Annotated in this window: 17 protein-coding genes; 11 read left to right on the plus strand and 6 right to left on the minus strand. The window is 59.6% G+C overall.

Translation table 11 applies throughout. The features are described 5' to 3' along the window. The first annotated feature begins 12 nt into the window (after nt 1–12). From HCU66_RS13415 to HCU66_RS13445, 7 genes are all read left to right on the plus strand, one after another. On the plus strand, nt 13–303 hold the full coding sequence (locus tag HCU66_RS13415) for a c-type cytochrome (RefSeq protein ID WP_003196231.1): 291 nt from the start codon (nt 13–15) through the stop codon (nt 301–303). Nucleotides 304–349: 46 nt separating this feature from the next. After that, nucleotides 350–961: a c-type cytochrome gene (locus HCU66_RS13420; RefSeq protein ID WP_205888941.1), complete on the plus strand. Its 612-nt coding sequence runs from the start codon at nt 350–352 to the stop codon at nt 959–961. A 198-nt stretch (nt 962–1,159) separates the two neighbouring features. Further along, nucleotides 1,160–1,801 carry a thiol:disulfide interchange protein DsbA/DsbL gene (locus HCU66_RS13425; protein ID WP_205888942.1) on the plus strand — a complete coding sequence of 214 codons (642 nt, stop codon included), beginning with the start codon at nt 1,160–1,162 and terminating at the stop codon, nt 1,799–1,801. Nucleotides 1,802–1,815: 14 nt separating this feature from the next. Continuing rightward, nucleotides 1,816–2,676 (plus strand): endonuclease/exonuclease/phosphatase family protein, encoded by an 861-nt coding sequence (locus tag HCU66_RS13430; RefSeq protein WP_205888943.1) that lies wholly within the window; start codon nt 1,816–1,818, stop codon nt 2,674–2,676. Next, nucleotides 2,677–4,695, plus strand: coding sequence for a diguanylate cyclase (locus HCU66_RS13435; protein ID WP_205888944.1), 2,019 nt, complete (start codon nt 2,677–2,679; stop codon nt 4,693–4,695). It begins immediately after the preceding gene. A 104-nt stretch (nt 4,696–4,799) separates the two neighbouring features. Continuing rightward, on the plus strand, nt 4,800–5,579 hold the full coding sequence (locus HCU66_RS13440) for an N-acetylmuramoyl-L-alanine amidase (protein ID WP_205888945.1): 780 nt from the start codon (nt 4,800–4,802) through the stop codon (nt 5,577–5,579). 73 nt (nt 5,580–5,652) lie between these two features. Beyond that, nucleotides 5,653–7,269 carry an EAL domain-containing protein gene (locus HCU66_RS13445; RefSeq protein ID WP_205888946.1) on the plus strand — a complete coding sequence of 539 codons (1,617 nt, stop codon included), beginning with the start codon at nt 5,653–5,655 and terminating at the stop codon, nt 7,267–7,269. 12 nt (nt 7,270–7,281) lie between these two features. Here the strand turns inward: HCU66_RS13445 and HCU66_RS13450 are convergent, their stop codons facing one another. Together HCU66_RS13450 and algB are read right to left on the minus strand one after the other, a co-directional pair. Beyond that, nucleotides 7,282–9,072, minus strand: coding sequence for an ATP-binding protein (locus tag HCU66_RS13450; RefSeq protein ID WP_205888947.1), 1,791 nt, complete (start codon nt 9,070–9,072; stop codon nt 7,282–7,284). Between the two features lie 10 nt (nt 9,073–9,082). Further along, on the minus strand, nt 9,083–10,429 hold the full coding sequence (gene algB, locus HCU66_RS13455; RefSeq protein ID WP_205888948.1) for a sigma-54-dependent response regulator transcription factor AlgB: 1,347 nt from the start codon (nt 10,427–10,429) through the stop codon (nt 9,083–9,085). Nucleotides 10,430–10,871: 442 nt separating this feature from the next. Here algB and HCU66_RS13460 point away from each other — a divergent pair, with 442 nt between their 5' ends. From HCU66_RS13460 to HCU66_RS13475, 4 genes are all read left to right on the plus strand, one after another. Beyond that, nucleotides 10,872–11,159, plus strand: a complete 288-nt coding sequence (locus HCU66_RS13460; protein WP_205888949.1) for a hypothetical protein — start codon at nt 10,872–10,874, stop codon at nt 11,157–11,159. Between the two features lie 81 nt (nt 11,160–11,240). Next, nucleotides 11,241–11,405 (plus strand): DUF1328 domain-containing protein, encoded by a 165-nt coding sequence (locus HCU66_RS13465; RefSeq protein ID WP_205888950.1) that lies wholly within the window; start codon nt 11,241–11,243, stop codon nt 11,403–11,405. Nucleotides 11,406–12,099: 694 nt separating this feature from the next. After that, complete coding sequence (gene gltP / locus HCU66_RS13470) at nt 12,100–13,431, plus strand: glutamate/aspartate:proton symporter GltP (RefSeq protein WP_205888951.1); 1,332 nt, start codon at nt 12,100–12,102, stop codon at nt 13,429–13,431. Nucleotides 13,432–13,571: 140 nt separating this feature from the next. Beyond that, nucleotides 13,572–14,801, plus strand: a complete 1,230-nt coding sequence (locus HCU66_RS13475; protein ID WP_205888952.1) for a nucleoside recognition domain-containing protein — start codon at nt 13,572–13,574, stop codon at nt 14,799–14,801. A 120-nt stretch (nt 14,802–14,921) separates the two neighbouring features. Here the strand turns inward: HCU66_RS13475 and HCU66_RS13480 are convergent, their stop codons facing one another. Genes HCU66_RS13480 through HCU66_RS13495 form a run of 4 tightly spaced genes read right to left on the minus strand, consistent with a single transcriptional unit; the run spans nt 14,922 to nt 18,430 of the window. Next, nucleotides 14,922–15,545, minus strand: coding sequence for an ABC-type transport auxiliary lipoprotein family protein (locus HCU66_RS13480; RefSeq protein WP_205888953.1), 624 nt, complete (start codon nt 15,543–15,545; stop codon nt 14,922–14,924). Then, a complete protein-coding gene (locus tag HCU66_RS13485; RefSeq protein ID WP_205888954.1) occupies nt 15,542–16,480 on the minus strand; it encodes an MlaD family protein in 939 nt (312 codons plus the stop codon). The genes HCU66_RS13480 and HCU66_RS13485 overlap by 4 nt, the downstream gene beginning before the upstream one ends. Nucleotide 16,481: 1 nt before the next feature. Beyond that, nucleotides 16,482–17,285, minus strand: a complete 804-nt coding sequence (locus HCU66_RS13490) for an ABC transporter ATP-binding protein (protein WP_018927288.1) — start codon at nt 17,283–17,285, stop codon at nt 16,482–16,484. Beyond that, nucleotides 17,282–18,430: an MlaE family ABC transporter permease gene (locus HCU66_RS13495; RefSeq protein WP_205888955.1), complete on the minus strand. Its 1,149-nt coding sequence runs from the start codon at nt 18,428–18,430 to the stop codon at nt 17,282–17,284. The genes HCU66_RS13490 and HCU66_RS13495 overlap by 4 nt, the downstream gene beginning before the upstream one ends. Between the last annotated feature and the right edge of the window lie 11 nt (nt 18,431–18,441).

The raw sequence follows: 18,441 nt of genomic DNA on the forward strand, positions 1-18,441 counted from the left end.
AAAGGTCGTTTTATGACGAAATGGCTGCTAGCTGCCGGTGTCTTGATGCCGCTTTACAGCGCTCAGGCTACACAGGATCCGGAAGCTGTGTACAACCGTGTTTGTGGTGCCTGTCATTCCGGCCAACTCCCCATGGCGCCTCGCAAGGGCGATCAGGAAGCTTGGACGCCGAGGTTGGCGAAAGGTATGGAGACGCTGGTGCAACACGTGACCCAGGGTTTCAAGGCGATGCCGCCGCGTGGTTTGTGCATGGACTGCAGTGCCGAGGATTACCGAGCCATCATCCAGTGGATGAGCGAGTAAACCCGGTCCATAACTCTTTAACCCTTAGCCGTAGTTGGATTAGCTGATGAACAAATTGATCGTGAGTCTGCTGTTGACCGTGGGGATCTCCGGCATTGCCCATGCTGCAGGTGATGCGACTGCTGGTCAGGCGAAAGCCGCAGTATGTGGCGCCTGTCATGGCCCGGATGGCAATAGCATGGCGCCTAACTTTCCGAAACTGGCAGGCCAGGGCGAGCGTTATCTGAACAAGCAGCTGCACGACATCAAGTCCGGCAAACGCACGGTACTGGAAATGACCGGCCTGCTGACCAACCTGAGCGATCAGGACCTGGCTGATATCTCCGCCTACTTCGCCAGCCAGAAAGGCAGCGTCGGTGCCGCCGACCCTAAAGTCGTGGCTCGCGGTGAAGCACTGTTCCGTGGCGGTGATCTGGCCAAGGGCCTGCCTTCCTGCACCGGCTGCCATTCGCCTAATGGCACCGGCAACGCCGCAGCGGGCTTCCCGCATCTGGGCGGGCAACACGCTCAATATGTCGCCAAGCAACTGACCGAATTCCGCAAGGAAGAAGGCGGCCGGACCAACGATGGCGATACCAAACCGATGCAAAGCATCGCCAAAAAGCTGAGTGACGAGGATATCGCCGCCGTCTCCAGCTATATTCAAGGCTTGCACTGAAGCCTGTAATCGAGCGTTGTGAGTGATGTACATCTCTTGCAACGTTAACACTCGATTAATCCGTCGATGCAAACATAAAAAGGGTAGCTTTGGCTGCCCTTTTTTGTGGCCGCTGCCGTTACACTACAGCACTCAAGCCCGCCGGAATCTGTCTGAAAGCAGGTCGCGCGAGGCGCCCAAATTGTCCAGGAGTAAAGCATGCGTAATCTGATCATCAGCGCCGCACTCGTCGCTGCCAGCCTGTTCGGCATGACTGCCCAAGCCGCCGAAAAACCTGAAGCGCCCTACGTCGAACTGAGCAATCCGGTCCCGGTGGCCGTGCCTGGCAAGATCGAAGTCGTGGAGCTGTTCTGGTACGGCTGCCCGCACTGCTATGCCTTTGAACCCGTCATTAACCCATGGGTTGAAAAACTGCCTTCCGACGTGAATTTCGTGCGTATTCCGGCCATGTTTGGCGGCCCTTGGGATGCACACGGCCAGATGTTCCTGACGCTTGAAGCCATGGGTGTCGAGAGCAAGGTTCACGCCGCGGTGTTCAACGCGATCCAGAAAGAACACAAGAAACTGACTGATAAAGATGACATGGCGGACTTCCTGGCGACCCAAGGCGTCGACAAGGAAAAATTCCTGGCCACCTTCGACTCCTTCGCCATCAAGGGCCAGATCAACAAAGCCAAAGAGCTTGCAAAGAAATATGAAATCTCCGGCGTGCCGACCATGATCGTCAACGGCAAGTATCGTTTTGACATCGGCTCTGCCGGCGGTGCCGAACAAGCGCTGAAACTGGCCGACCAACTGGTCGCCAAAGAGCGAGCGGCAACCAAGGCCGTTGCCAACTAAGCGCGGCAACCGTCATGCGCCGCTGGGGAACTGAACGCATCGTTGGTCTGCATCACCCGCGGGTCAACGAGCATCATCTGGAATCGACGGGGCTCCCCGTGGACAGCCGTCTGCGTTTGCTCAGTTTCAATATCCAGGTCGGCATCAGTACCGAGCGATATCGGCACTATCTGACCCGCGGCTGGCAGCATCTGCTGCCACACACCGGGCGTGCCGACAATCTGCAAAAAATCGGTAATCTGCTGGGCGACTTCGATCTGGTCGCCTTGCAGGAAGCCGATGGCGGCAGCTTGCGATCAGGCTACGTCAATCAGGTTGAACACCTGGCGCAACTCGGCGCCTTCCCTTACTGGTATCAACAACTCAATCGCAATCTCGGTCGTCTCGGCCAGCACAGCAATGGCGTGCTCAGCCGCCTGCGCCCGTGGGCGATCGAGGATCATCCGCTGCCGGGGCCCAAGGGGCGCGGGGCCATTCTGGTGCGCTTCGGCGAAGGTCCGGAGGCGCTCGTGGTGGTGATGATGCACCTGGCGCTGGGTGCTCGGGCCCGCAGCATGCAACTGGCCTATATCCGCGAGTTGATCGGCGGCTATAAACACCAGGTGTTGATGGGCGACATGAATACCCATGCCAGTGACCTGCTGCAAAATTCCCCGTTGCGTGATTTGGGCCTGCTGGCGCCGCAACTGGAAGCCACCTTCCCCAGCTGGCGCCCACAGCGTTGCCTGGACCATATTCTGCTCAGCCCCACTCTGACCCTTGAAAAAGTCGAGGTGCTGGCACAACCCATTTCCGATCACCTGCCGGTCGCGGTAGAAATTCGTCTGCCGGGTTCGCTCACGGCCGATGTATTGCCCGCGTTGAGTCCTGCCTGAATGAGCGACGAAGCACAGCGCTGGAAAGAGAAATACCTCAAAAGCATCGAACAGCAGGAAAAGCTCGAACGTCGATGGGACGCCCGGCTCGACCTGCTGCGTCGCGGGCTGGTGCGCAGCACCTTGGCCGCAGAAGGCACCGATCGCGCCGTTGACCAATGCATGAAGGAAATGCGCGAAGTCGTACGTACCGATAACATGGACGCCGGTCTGGCCGCCTTGCTGCCGCGCCTGGAAAAAGCGGTGCTCGACTCCGAGCAACGCCGGGAAACCCGGGTCGATCAAGTCAGCGCCGCACTGACGGCGCTGGTCGCTCAGTTGCAAGCATTGCCGCTGCCCCGGGAAGTGAGCCGGCCACTGAAAAAATTCGCCAAACAGCTGGACGGGCGCGTAAGCCAGGCTCGCGAAATCCCGTTGCTGCTCAGCGAACTGAGCGGCTTGCAAGGCAAAGCCTTGAGCCTGCTGGAGAATCCTGTAGAGCCGGGTCGACCGGGTTTGCTGCATCGCCTGTTCGGTAAGGACGTGGATGGGCTCGCGCCGCAGATCGCGGCTTGCAAAGTGCAAATGCCTGCCCGGCAACCTGTCGAACCGGTTGCAGCACCGCCGACCAAGCCCCCACAAGCAACGGGCAATCTCGCGTCAGCTGCCGATAATCCGCATGTGGTGCGACCAATAGAAGCCGCCCTGCCCGCTGCCACCCTCCCTGAGCCACTGGAAATTCAGGCACCACCCACAATGGCGCTGGCACCTGCAGTCACGCCCGTCCTTGATCCAGAAACCACGAGCAGCCCGGCCCCAGAATCTCCAACCCGATCGAGCATCGAACAACCAAAAAAACCGGTTCCATCGATCGCTCTACCGGCCACTCAGGCTCCATCACCAATCAACCCCGATGAACTGACCCCGCAAGCCATCGATCCGGAGCCGTCCGGGCACGATATTGTGTATGCCCTGCCGGACTCACCGGAACCGTCCTACAGCTCTGTCGCCCAGCACATCGAAGACACACTGCTGGGGCTCCTCGACGACCTGACACTGCCCGAGCGCTATCGTCCGCAAGCCGAAGCAATGCGCAATCGCCTTCAAAACGGCTTGAATTGGTATGAATTGCTACCAATCCTCGACGATCTGGCAACATTGATGCTGGCGATCACCGACAGCGGCCAGCACGAATTCGAAGCCTATCTGCAGCAACTTAACGAGCGACTCGAGTCATTCCAGAGCAATCTGCAAGCAGCCAGCGAAGGCCACGCCGACAACCGCTCTGCCGCGCGGGAGATGGACACACAGATTCGCGAGCAAGTCGACGGCCTGCAGAGCAGCATGCAGGAGGCGGCGGATCTTGATGATCTCAAGCTCGTGCTGGAAAACCATCTCGAAGGCCTGCTTGGCACTATGGACCAGCACCAGAAGCAGCGCGACGAGCGTGAGCAGGAAGTAGCGGCTCGTCTGCAAAGCCTGGCCGAACGGGTTGCCCATATGGAACAGGAAGCGCTGGGTTACCGCGAGCATCTCGAAGAGCAGCGCCAGAAGGCCTTGATCGATCCATTGACCGGCCTGCCGAATCGAGCGGCCTGGAGCGAACGCCTGGAGCACGAAATCGGCCAATGGCAACAACGTGGCAATACCTTGTTATTGGCAATGCTGGACCTCGATCACTTCAAGCGCATCAACGATAACTACGGCCATCTGGCGGGCGACAAGGTGCTGAAAATTATCGCCAGCGTGCTGCGCAAACGTCTGCGCGGGACGGATTTCATTGCCAGGTTCGGCGGTGAGGAGTTTGTGCTGTTGATGCCGGCCACGGCGCCTATGGTCGGCGCGAAACTGCTGGAAACCTTGCGCGCATCGATCGAAGCCTGCCCGTTCCACTTCAAGGGCGAGCGAGTCACCATCACCATTTCAATGGGACTGACTGCATTCAGACCAGGAGAACATAGCGATCTTGTGCTTAAAAGAGCCGATGAGGCGCTATATCGTGCGAAAAATTCCGGCCGCAACCGGGTAGAACTGAACTGACAGGCAATTGTTCCATTTTGTTTAAAGGGGACGCTTTGGCCGTCGGCGCGCAAGGCAATACGTTACACTGTTGCATTATTTTCTCGCGTGCATTGCCTCCTGCCATGAAATTTTTTGCTCTTATTGCGTCACTGCTTCTATTAGCCGGTTGCGCCAGCGGTCCCCGGATTGACACCAGCCACCCTTCCGCCAATCACGACAGTCGTGTCCAGTTCGTAGTGATGCATTACACCTCCGCATCTCTGGAGGATTCGCTGCAATTGCTGACCCATGGCGAGGTCAGCAGCCATTACCTGATTGGCGACGACAAACGCGCCACTATTTATAAGCTGATGGATGAAAATCTCCGGGCCTGGCACGCAGGCGAAAGCGAATGGCAAGGCCGGACCTGGCTGAACTCCAGTTCCATTGGCATCGAAATCGTCAATCCGGGCTTCCAGGACACCCCGACCGGGCGCCTCTGGTATCCCTACAGCGAAGCCCAGGTTCAGTCGTTGATCTTCCTGCTCAAGGACATCAGCAAGCGACAAGGCATCAGCCCTCGCCACATCATCGGCCATAGCGACATCGCCCCCATGCGCAAGCTCGACCCCGGCCCGCTGTTCCCCTGGAAACGCCTGGCTGCCGAAGGCCTGGGGATCTGGCCAGACGAGCAGGTCGTGGCGCGGCAGCAAGCGCAGTTCGCCGTGCAATTACCCAGCATCAGTTGGTTTCAGGGGCAGCTTGCCCGCTTGGGCTATGCCACGCCGCAAACAGGCGAACTGGATGTAGAGACACGTAATGTACTGGCGGCCTTTCAGCTGCATTTTCGCCCTTCCCGTTTCGACGGTACGCCGGACGCACAAACCGCAGCGCTTCTGCAGGTGTTGAACCAGACAAAATAATGACGCCCGCCCGACGGTCAGGGCTTTTTCCCAATCAGCAGCTATAACTCATTGGTAATCCTTCGGATATTCCATGATGACGGCTGCTCGAGAGAGACTGCGTAGCTGGTTTTATCGCCCTTGGTTTTTGGCGACGCTGGCGGCTGCCTTGAGTGCCACACTGCTGATGACCGGCAGTCTGTTCGTGGCGATGCATCAGGTCGAGGACAACGAAAGCCAGGAAATGAACGCTCAGGGGGAGCGCTTCCTGGTCCGCCTGGAGCAGCTGTTCGGACAACTGCGCGAAAGCCTCGATGACCTGGAAGCCCAACCGCTGCGAGGCTGCGATGATGAAATGATCGCCACCTTGCAGCAGGTCAGCTTCAATTACCGCTTCGTTTACGAAGCCGCTTACATGGATGCTTCACGCATCTGCTCCAACCGCCCCCGCCAGGAAGGCCTATCGCTGATCCGGCCGCCGGACATCAAGGGCCCCACCTACAGCTATTGGCTGAACACCACCACCGAGCCCGATGAGAACCGCGCCGCACTGATGCTGGGGCGTGGCAATTTCCGGGTGGCGACGTCCCGCGGACACTTGACCGACATGGTTGATCTGTCGCCGGGAAGCAGCCTGTTGGTGGTACTCGACCACGACAGCCGGGCAATTCCCGTGCTCGGTGTCACGCAGGCCTGGCCCCCGACGGAACCCTGGCCTCCGAAAAACCGCGATGCGCTGCAAGTCACCCCTACCCGCCTGATTTACCGAATGGCGACCAACACCCCTGATTACCAACTGGTACTGATCACACCGCGCACCGGGATGCATGTACCAGCGGTATGGTGGTGGCTTCTGCCGGCCAGTCTGGCACTGAGCGCCAGCGTAGGCATTCTGGTGTTCCTGCTGGTGCGCCAGCGTCAATCGCTGGACGCCGAACTGCACGGCGCCATACAGCGAGGCGAGTTGCAGGTATTGTATCAACCGATCTTCGACCTCGACAGCCGCAACTGTGTCGGTGCCGAGGCCTTGCTGCGCTGGCGAAGGCCGGATGGCACCCTGACCAGCCCCGACCTGTTCATTCCGATGGCGGAAAACACCGGCCAGATCCGCCAGATGACTGACTTTGTATTGCAGCGACTGCTGGAACAGCTCGGGCAACTGTTGCGCGCCAATCCGCAGCTGTACATCTCGGTCAACCTCGCGGCCTGCGACGTCATGGTGCCGCGTATCGGCCAGGTGATTGCACGCCTGCTGAGCTTGCACCGGGTGGCGGCCAGGCAGATTGCCTTTGAGGTGACCGAGCGCGGCCTGGTGGATGTGTTGGTGGCCAGAGACAACCTGCAAGCCCTGCGCGATGTCGGGCATCAGGTGCTGATCGATGACTTTGGCACTGGCTATTGCAGTCTCGCCTACCTGCAAACCCTACCGGTGGACTGCCTGAAGATAGACAAGGCGTTTATCGACGCACTGGGCCATGACGCCGCCAGCAGCGGCGTGGCACCACATATCATTCGCATGGCCCAGGCCCTGCAACTCAAGGTGATTGCAGAAGGCATCGAACATGAATCCCAGGCGGAGTTTCTGAGCAGCGAAGGGGTGAAGTACGGTCAGGGCTGGCTGTTCGCCCACGCATTGAGCGCTGTGCAATTCATCGAATTGATTACCCGTGGCCGCCGACAGGCGACGCGGCGCCTGAATGACGATGCCTGAAATGGCGGCGGCTTAGATCGTCAGCGCCATGTAGAACTGCGTACCCTGCCCCGGCCGCGAGTAAACACCCATCCGCCCGCCGTGCAGTTGCACGATTTCCTTGCACAACGCCAGACCGAGCCCGGCCCCGCCCTTCTTGCGGCCGACCTGAACAAAGGGCTCGAAGATCCGTCCTTGCTGGCCGTAGGCAATGCCTTCGCCATTGTCCTCGACACTGATAATCATCCGCTCCCCATGGCGCCGGGCCTGTAAACGTATCAGTCCGTCGCGGGAGGTATGGCGCAAGGCGTTATCGATCAAGTTGTCGAGTACCCGTTCCAGTTGCGCCTGATCGGCTTGCAGCCGCGGCAACGGACCCTGCACTTCGATCCGCAGCTCAATACCCTTCTCCTGCGCCGGGCCGGCAAAACGTATCTGGGCCTGCTCCAGCAAATCCTCGATGGAGCATGGCGCCAGCGTGAGTTTTTGCAGGCCATTCTGATAGCGAGAGAAGTTCAGCAGGTCGTTGATCAACTGCATCAAGCGCTGCATTTCTTCATTCACGGTGTCCAGCAGGTCGGCTTCGCGGGAGTCCTCGGCAAAATGCGTCCGCTCGCGAAACAGGCCGAAGGCCATGTGCATCCCGGTGACCGGCGTGCGCAACTCATGGGAAGCACGCAAGACGAACTCGCTGCGCACCCGTTCGAAGGCACGCTGCTCCGTGACGTCATGCAACACCATCACGGCGCCGAGAATATGCCCCTGGGTATGGCTGACCGGCGTCAGGCTGAACGCCAACAGTCGCAACTCCCCATCGACCTCGATGCTCAAGTCGTCCGGCGCTCGTTCCAGCGTGCCGCCGCGCAGCACCAGTTGCAGCTGTTTATCCAGTTCGGGACGCTCAAGTGCCGTGCCCAGCCCTTGGCCGAGACGATCGGTGTCCCAGCCCAGCTGACGCTGAGCCACCGGGTTGAGGTGCTCGAGATGACCTTGGCGATCGATGATCAGCAAACCGTCGTCGATACTGTCGAGCACCGCTTGCAGCCGCTGCTGGCCAGCGAGCAGCTCATCGATATTGGTCGCCTGGTGTTCACGCAGGGCCTCGGCCATGACCCCGAAACGCCGGGTCAGCCGGTTCATTTCCACCGCCGAGGAAATCGGCAGGGTCACTTCGAAATTGCCCTGACCAATTTTGTCAGCCGCCGCGGCCAGCGCCTCGATCGGAGCCCCGAAACGCCGAGCGATCCCATGGGCGGTAAGGAACCCGATGAACAGCACCCCCACCCCGACCAGCCCAAGCAGGCCGGCAATCAGCAGTGCCCGTTCCCGGGCCAGGCGTTCGGTCTCGTTGACCCTATCCAGCGCGCGCTTCTGTTCGGCGATCAAACCGTTACGCAACACGTTGAATTTTTCCGTAAGATCCCCGCTGCCGCGCATTACCTGCGCCGGATCGCGGGAAAGATCGATGGCCTGCAGAAAGCTCAGATAATCAGCCTTGGCCCTTCTGAAACCGTACTCGGTACCCTCGCTGGACGGCTCGTGAGCAATGCCTTCGTCAAGCAACTCGAGGTAATGCTGCCTGGATGCCTCGAATGCCGCCGTATCAGGTTTTTCACCGAGCATGATGATCAGTTGATCGCCCAGGGTCTGGCGCAGTTTCAACTCCAGGTCCAGCCTGACGAAATTGTCACGGATCAGCGCCTCCTGCGTCCCTGCCATCTGCATCACGCTGACCAGCCCGAGCAGGAGCCCGAGCAGCGCCACCGTAATCAGCGCGGAAATACTCAGAAACAGCCGGGTGCGCAACGTCATCGCCAGTTTCATCGGGTACGGCTCACAGGTTGTACTGTTTGCGTTTGCGGTACAGGGTCGAGGCGTCGATACCCAGGGTCTTGGCCGCCTGATCCAGTGTGTCGGCGGTAGCGAGGACCGCACCGATGTGGGCTTTCTCAAGCTCATCCAGGCTCAACGCAGCGCCAATGCGCGGCGCGCTGGCGGTCGGGGTTTCAGCCATGCCCAGGTGACTGATCTCAACCCGCTCCTGCGGACAGATAATGCTCGCGCGCTCCACCACATTACGCAGCTCGCGGATATTGCCGGGCCAGCGATAACTGAGCAGCGCTTCGAGGGCCTCATCGCTGAAACATCGGGCCGGACGCGAGTACTCCTTGACGAAGCGCGCCAGGAAACGCTCGGCCAGGTTCAGAATGTCCTCCCTGCGTTCGCGAAGCGGTGGCAGGTGCAAGGTGATGACGTTCAGCCGATAGAGCAAGTCTTCACGAAAACGGCCGTCTCGGACCATGTCTTCAAGGTTGAGGTTGGTGGCTGCGAGGATTCGTACATCGGCGCGACGGGTCACCGGGTCACCTACGCGCTCGTATTCTTTATCCTGGATAAAACGCAGCAACTTGGGCTGCAAGGTCAAAGGAAAATCGCCGATTTCGTCGAGAAACAACGTTCCGCCGTCGGCCTGATTGACACGACCCAAAGTGTTTTCGCTGGCACCGGTGAACGCGCCACGGCTGTGGCCGAAGAGTTCGCTGTCCATTAATTCTGCTGTCAGGGAGGGGCAATTGATGGTGATGCAGGATTTCTTCTGGCGTTTGCTCCAACCGTGAATGGCCTGTGCCAGCTCACCTTTACCGGTGCCGGACTCTCCGAGAATCAGAATATTTGCGTCTGTACTGGCGACCTGGCGCGCGGTTTCAAGCACCACTTTCATGGCCGGGCTATGGGAATCCAGACCCTCCTTGGGTTTACGCACTTCCCCTTCGAGGGCTTCCAGGCGCGCCGAGAGTTGCCGCACTTCCAGTTGCTTGGCGGTAGCCAGACGCAGCTGGTCGGGGCTGCAAGGTTTGACCAGGTAGTCGGCGGCACCGGCCTGAATCGCGTCGACGGCAGTGTCCACGGCCGAGTGAGCGGTGACGATCACTACCCGCATCCAGGGCGCCTGAATACGCATCTGGGCCAACACATCGAGGCCGTTGTCTTCACCCAGGCGTAAATCGAGGAAGCACAGATCGAACACCTGACGCTGCAACAAGGCTTCGGCCTGAGCAGCGCTGGTCGCAGTGGCCACGCTGTAGCCTTCGTCTTCAAGGCAATAGCGAAAGGTTCGAAGGATGGCGGACTCATCGTCCACCAGCAGAATACGGCCTTGATGCTCAGCGGCTGATTCCATGTTCCTGCGCTCCTTGAGTTGATGACTTTGGTTAATCCCGGGAGAAATCGGGCAAGTTGCATGATTGATTCTGGTCGATTCCAGCCACAAGAGGGAAGCTATCTGCTAAGAACCCTACTAATTCGCTGATTTATTTGATTTTTTATTAATAGACCATTCTTTCGGCAATTGCCTGCGTCCCTTTCTGACATCTGCGCCCTCCCCTCAATTCAAAAATATTGAAAGTGGCCGGTGAACTCATCGTGCATTGCGCACGATCGCGGAGGGATCATCGTGCAGGATGCGTCCAAAACGATTTTCACCATCTCGGTAACTTATTGTTTTTAATAATATTTTTACTGATAAAAAACTGGCATGCAGGCTGCAACGGGTCTAAATGAACGGGCCATCAATAGAACCAGCGCCCGCCCAGGATCACGACCAGTATGGGAGGAGCTCCAGGATGAATCGCCAAGGTGCCGCCCGATTGCGTATCTCGTCACTGCATATCCAGCAAGGCTTGTTTGCCCTGCTGGCGCTGCTGATCACCTTGGTCGGTGGCCAGCAGCTCATGCGTTGGGAACAGAGTCAGCAGCCAGAACCTGTGCACCAGTCGATTCCACACGCCCCCCAAACCCACTTCAGCGCTTTGGGTGACAACCTGACTGACAGCGCCGCGATTCGAATGATGGATGTCGACCAGACCCAACCTGTGGATGAGACGCCTGCTCAGGAGCGTTGGGTGTTTTAAGCAAACGAAACTGGTGCGCTCGACGCGCCGGGAAAGGCATCACAAGCGAAATCTTTAAACAGACGCGTAAGGAGAATCACCATGTTGAGCTGGGCAATCACATTCCTGATCATTGCCATCATCGCTGCAGTATTGGGCTTTGGTGGTATCGCGGGCACCGCCACGGGTATCGCCAAGATTCTCTTTGTCGTATTCCTGGTGATGTTCATTGCTTCCTTCTTCTTTGGCCGTCGCGGTCCAGGTTAACTATCAGCGTTTCGAAGACACGAAAGAGGCCCAGCGCTTCTTTCCACAGCGCTACCCGAGGACGGTAGACGCATGACCAAGGGGTCGGGATGTTCTGACCGCTTCAGGGTCGGAGTGACCTACGGGTACAGGGAGTACCCGCGCAAGGGCCGGGTCAGGTAAAGCTGCGACGCAAGTTCGTCGACCCCCAGCGGCACGACGGACTTGCGGAGAGCTTCAATGTGCAAAACATTGATCTAGAGCATTCTGCTCATCTGCTCTTGCTTCATATTCCCCCGCAAACCATTTCGCGGTGTTTCTTCGTGACCGTATATCGAGAAAGCTCTGACTTTCACGAGAAGAAAAATCGCAGTCAAGCGTAGGCTTTTTCCTAAGTTTTCATCTGTTCAAAAACCATCAACCTGCGCTGAAATGGCCGGTTCACGGCACTTATGCTTGCCGAAATGTCGTATTCGAACCGGTTGGGACGCGGGTTTCAGTTAAAAGATCTCATGCCGATTCGGCATAGGGTAGGCGCTTACGGCATTAGACGGCGCTCCCCGGCATCGGAATAGTTGCGCCTTTTTTCGCTGCCTGAGAGCCGTAAATGCTCGCTCGCGGGGACCTTATACGGGGGCCGATGCAAAACTTTTTCGCCACTGAGCGTTCCAGTTCATGCATCAGCCTGAGTCAAACGCAAGTAAGGGATAAAGATATGAAGAAGGCAAAGCTTAGCCTCGCCTGGCAGATCCTCATCGGTCTGGTTCTGGGGATAGCAATAGGTGCACTGCTCAACCACTTCAGTGCCGAAAAAGCCTGGTGGATCAGCAACGTTCTGCAACCGGCAGGCGATATCTTTATCCGTCTGATCAAGATGATTGTGATCCCGATCGTGATTTCCTCGCTGATCGTCGGCATCGCTGGCGTTGGGGATGCGAAAAAACTCGGGCGTATCGGTCTCAAGACCATCATCTACTTCGAGATCGTCACCACCATCGCCATTCTGGTCGGTCTGGTGCTGGCCAACGTGGTCCATCCGGGCAGCGGCATCGACATGAGCACCCTGGGTACGGTGGATATTTCCAAGTACAAGGCCACTGCCGCCGAGGTTCAGCATGAACACGCATTCATCCAGACCATCCTCAACCTGATCCCGTCGAACATCTTTGCGGCCATGGCCCGCGGCGAGATGCTGCCGATCATCTTCTTCTCCGTGTTGTTCGGTCTCGGTCTGTCGAGCCTGCAATCGGACCTGCGCGAACCGCTGGTGAAGATGTTCCAGGGCGTGTCGGAAAGCATGTTCAAAGTCACCCACATGATCATGAACTACGCCCCGATCGGCGTGTTCGCACTGATCGCGGTGACCGTGGCCAACTTCGGCTTCGCCTCCCTGCTGCCGCTGGCCAAACTGGTCGTCCTGGTTTACTTCGCCGTCGCCTTCTTTGCCTTCGTGGTGTTGGGCCTGATCGCTCGCCTGTTCGGTTTCTCGGTGATCAAGCTGATGCGCATCTTCAAGGATGAGCTGGTACTGGCCTACTCCACCGCCAGCTCCGAAACCGTGCTGCCGCGCGTGATCGAGAAAATGGAAGCCTACGGCGCGCCGAAAGCCATTTGCAGCTTCGTGGTGCCGACCGGCTACTCGTTCAACCTCGACGGTTCGACCTTGTACCAGAGCATCGCGGCGATCTTCATTGCCCAGCTTTACGGCATCGACTTGTCCATCAGCCAGCAACTGCTGCTGGTGCTGACGTTGATGGTTACCTCAAAAGGTATCGCCGGTGTACCGGGCGTGTCCTTCGTGGTCCTGCTGGCCACCCTGGGCAGCGTCGGTATTCCGCTGGAAGGCCTGGCGTTCATCGCCGGTGTCGACCGCATCATGGACATGGCCCGTACCGCGCTGAACGTGATCGGCAACGCCCTCGCCGTGCTGGTCATCGCGCGCTGGGAAGGCATGTACGACGACGCCAAGGGCCAGCGCTACTGGAACTCCCTGCCGCACTGGCGCAGCAAGGAAAAGCTGCCGGTTGGCGAGATTTCCAGCAACTAATGCACAACCCTGTGGGGGCTTGTGGCTCACCACACAAGCCAGCTCCCACAAGAGCCCCAAACAAACCCCGGAGAAATCCGGGGTTTGTCGTTTCTGACTACCCCGCTATCATTCGCCGCATCTTCCGGGGGATTTGACTGATGCTTAACGGCCTGTGGCTTGGCTTCTTCATCGTGGCAGCCGTATCGGCGCTGGCGCAGTGGCTGATCGGCGGTAATGCCGGGATCTGGGCGGCGATGGTGGAAAGCATTTTCGCCATGGCCAAACTGTCGGTCGAGGTCATGGTCCTGCTGTTCGGCACCCTTACCCTCTGGCTGGGCTTTCTGCGGATCGCCGAGAAGGCCGGGATCGTCGAGTGGCTGGCCAAGGCGCTGGGCCCGCTGTTCCTGCGCCTGATGCCGGAAGTGCCGGCCGGGCATCCGGCCATCGGTCTGATCACCCTCAACTTCGCCGCCAATGGCCTGGGCCTGGACAACGCCGCCACGCCCATCGGCCTTAAAGCCATGAAGGCGCTGCAAGAGCTCAATCCCAGCGACACGATCGCCAGTAACGCGCAGATCCTCTTCCTGGTGCTCAACGCCTCCTCCCTGACCCTGCTGCCAGTGACGATCTTCATGTACCGCGCCCAGCAAGGCGCGCCCGATCCGACGCTGGTGTTCCTGCCGATTCTGCTTGCCACCAGTTGCTCGACCATGGTCGGCTTCCTGACCGTGGCGTTCATGCAACGCCTGCGCGTCTGGGACCCGGTGGTGCTGGCCTATCTGATTCCCGGTGCCCTCGCCCTCGGCGGCTTCATGGCGCTGCTGGCAACGCTCTCGGCGACCGCGCTGGCGAGCCTGTCATCGGTCCTCGGCAACGTGACACTGTTCGGCTTGATCATGCTGTTTCTGATCATCGGCGCGTTACGCAAGGTGAAGGTCTACGAGGCATTCGTCGAAGGTGCCAAAGAAGGTTTCGACGTTGCCAAGAACCTGCTGCCGTATTTGGTGGCGATGCTCTGCGCCGTGGGGGTACTGCGGGCGTCCGGGGCGCTGGACTTCGGTCTGGACGGGATTCGCCATCTGGTGGAATGGGCCGGTTGGGACACGCGCTTCGTCGATGCGCTGCCGACGGCCCTGGTCAAACCGTTTTCCGGCAGTGCCGCCCGGGCCATGCTGATCGAAACCATGAAGACCGAGGGGGTAGACAGCTTCCCGGCGCTGGTGGCGGCGACGATCCAGGGCAGTACCGAAACGACCTTCTATGTACTGGCGGTGTACTTCGGCTCCGTGGGCATCCAGCGCGCGCGGCATGCGGTGGGTTGCGCGCTGCTGGCGGAGCTTGGCGGGGTGCTGGGGGCCATCGGGGTTTGCTACTGGTTCTTCGGCTAGACCAAGAACCCCTGTAGGAGCGAGCTTGCTTGCGAACGCGGTGTGTGTCAGTCAGCATTTAAATCGACTGTCATACCGCCTTCGCGAGCAAGCTCGCTCCTACAGAGGTCAGCGGTGGCTTCAGGGTCTCTTCGGCGCGACTTTCTGACCTTGCTCCACCGTCCAGGCCACCACCTGCGCCGTCAACTGGTCGCTGGCCTGGCCAAAACCGGCGACAACCGCCGGCACCTTCACATCGCTCAATGGCTGACGCACTTCAAAGCGCCGACTGGCGAGGATGCGCTGGTCATATCCACGCACCAGCAAGGCATCCAGCCGCACGACCACACTCGCCGACGTGCCCTGATATTCCGTCTGGAACGCTTGCAGGTTGCCGCCCAGCTCCAGGTCCGCCTGGAGATTGCTGTCGTCAGTGCTGAGCAACGGCACCCGACCGTCACGCTGGAAACCATCGAGCAGACGATTGCGCAACAGCACCGGCGCCGGGTCGCTCCAGCGGGAAGCCTTGTAGCTGCTGATCAGGTCGCCCTGGGGGATCACGGCGATCTTCGGGTTGTTCAAGGCTTCGCTGGTCTGCGGCTTGGCCAGTCGCAACGACCAGTGCAGCGTCGTGCTGTGATTGGCCGGTGCGCCGCTCTGGGCCGAGGGCAACCGGTACACATCCGATGGCTCGGACTTGGGCAGAATCGAGCAAGCACTGGTCAGTGCAAAACCGGCAGCCAAGGCTAACGGGATCAGCTTCATGGCGTGAACTCCTTGTTCTTGTCACTGCCCAGCAGGTAACCACTGGGGTTGGCTTCAAGCCGCTGGGAAATGGTGCGCAGCGAACTCAAGGTATCGCGCAACTCACGCACCGCCGGTGCCAGGCCATTGAGGCCCTGCATGCCGTTGTTGAGGGAATCCTGATTGGTGGTGAGCAGTGTGTTGATCGTCGCGCTGCTCTGTTCCAGGGACTTCATGGCTTGTTCGGCACTGCCGAACATCTGCTTGCCCTGATCGTTGAGCAGGCCATTGGCGTTGCGCATCAGCGCAGCGGTTTGTTCAAGTGTGGCGGAGGCCTGTTTCCCGATCGACGCCAATTGCTGCATGGCTTGACCAATGTCGCTGCGCTGGTCGGCGATGGTGCCGGTGGTTTGCTCCAGATGCACAAGGGTCTTGCTGATGCGCTCGACGTTCTCCGACGAAAACATCTGATTAGCGTTGTGCATCAACACGTTCACGCCCGCCATCAGATCGTTACTGTCGCTCAGCAATTGGGCGATGGGCGAGGGCGATGCGACGATGGTCGGCAAATTTCCATCCTTGCCCTTGAGCGTCGGACTTTGCGGCGTGCCGCCACTGAGCTGGATGATCGAGGTGCCGGTGATCCCGGTCAGCGCCAGTTTGGCCTGGGTGTCTTCCTTGATCGGCGTGTCTCCGCCCAGGCGGATCCGCGCCAACACCCGGCGCGGGTCGTTCGGGTCCAGGCGCAGCATCACTACGTCGCCGACCTTGATCCCGCTGTACTGCACGGCACTGCCGTTGGACAAACCGCTGACCGCCTCGTTGAAGACGATTTCGTAATCCTTGAATTCGGTGTCGACGCTGGACTTGGCCAGCCACAGACCGAAGAGCAGGGCGCCTGTTACCACGATGACGGTGAACAGGCCGATCAATACGTGATGGGCTCGGGTTTCCATGTCAGACCTCATTAAGCTGGTTAGCGGCCGTCAGCGCCGCGCGGCCACGAGGGCCATGGAAGTATTCGTGAATCCACGCATCATCGGTTTCCGACACCTTATCGATGGCATCCGCCACCAACACTTTCTTCTGCGCCAGCACCGCCACCCGGTCGGTGATGGTGTAGAGCGTGTCGAGGTCGTGGGTCACCAGAAACACACTCAAACCCAACGCATCGCGCAGGGTCAGGATCAATTGATCGAACGCCGCCGCGCCAATCGGGTCGAGGCCGGCGGTGGGTTCGTCAAGAAACAGGATGTCCGGGTCCAGTGCCAGCGCCCGGGCCAGAGCGGCGCGTTTGATCATGCCGCCGGACAGCGAAGCAGGGTACTTGTCGGCCGCCGACAACGGCAGCCCGGCCAACGCCAGTTTCACCGCCGCCAGATGCTCGGCGTCGGTACGGCTCAGGCCGGCGTGTTCGATCAGGGGCAGGGCGACGTTCTCGGTCACGGTCAGCGAAGAGAACAGGGCGCCTTTCTGGAACAACACACCGAACCGTCGCTCGACCAGCGAACGCTCGTGCTCCGACAGGCTCGGCAAGTTCTTGCCGAAGACCTTCACCAGCCCTTCGCTGGGCTGGCGCAAGCCGACGATGCTGCGCAACAACACCGATTTGCCGCTGCCGGAACCACCGACCACGGCGAGGATTTCGCCCTTGTACAAGTCCAGGTCGAGGTTCTCGTGCACGCTCTGGCGACCAAAGCGGTTGCACAACCCGCGAACCTCAATCACCGCCTCGGAGGGCGCTCGGGGTAGACGACTCACCAGCCCATCTCCATGAAAAACAACGCGGCCATGGCGTCGAGCACGATCACCACGAAGATTGATTGCACCACACTCGACGTGGTGTGCGCGCCGACGGACTCGGCACTGCCGCTGACTTTGAAGCCTTCAAGGCAACCAATGGCGGCGATCAGGAACGCAAATATCGGCGCTTTGACGATCCCCACCAGGAAGTGCTGAACGCCAATGTCCGATTGCAGCAGCGACAGGAACATCGCCGGCGAGATATCCAGCGACAACGCACACACCACGCCACCGCCGACAATCCCCGACACCATCGCCAGAAAGGTCAGCATCGGCAGTGCCACCAGCAATGCCAATACTCGCGGCACCACCAGCAACTCCATCGGGTCGAGGCCGAGGGTGCGGATCGCGTCGATTTCTTCGTTGGCCTTCATCGAACCGATCTGCGCGGTGAATGCGCTGGCGGTGCGGCCGGCCATCAGGATCGCGGTGAGCAACACGCCGAACTCCCGCAGAAAAGAGAACGCCACCAGGTCCACGGTAAAAATGCTCGCGCCGAAGCTCGCCAGCACGGTCGCGCCGAGAAACGCTACCACGGCGCCCACCATAAAAGTCAGCAGGGCGACGATGGGGGCGGCATCGAGGCCGGTCTGCTCGATGTGGGCGACCATCGGCGTGAGGCGCCAGCGTTTGGGGCGCAGCAGTCCGCGTGCGATGGTTTCCAGGATCAGGCCGACGAAACCCAGCACCTGCAGGGTGTCCTGCCAGACCGCATCGACCGCGCGGCCGATACGGGTCAGCAGTTGAATGCCGACACTGATTTCCGGCTCTTTGATCGGCACGCAGAAATCGGTCAGTGAGCAGTACACCGTCTGCAGCAAGGCGCGATCGGCGGAGGAAAGGGTGCAATCAGGGTGTTCGGCGAACTTGCCCAGACGCTCGGAACCCAGCAACTCCACCAGCAGCGATGCACCCGCCGTGTCCAGGGCTCCGAGGCCGTTGAGGTCGATGGGGGTGTTGTTGTCGTATTGGCCACGGAGCTTTGCGCTCAGGTGGCTGAGATCGGCGTAATGGGCGAGCGTCCAGTCACCCGTGACCCGCAGCAGGGCTGGGATGTGTGAGGTGTCCAGTCGGGCACTGCCGGGCGTTGTGCTGCTGGTCATAAGCTCCTGCT

Origin of the sequence: Pseudomonas frederiksbergensis (assembly GCF_017114915.1) — a bacterium.
Lineage (GTDB): Bacteria > Pseudomonadota > Gammaproteobacteria > Pseudomonadales > Pseudomonadaceae > Aquipseudomonas > Aquipseudomonas frederiksbergensis_I.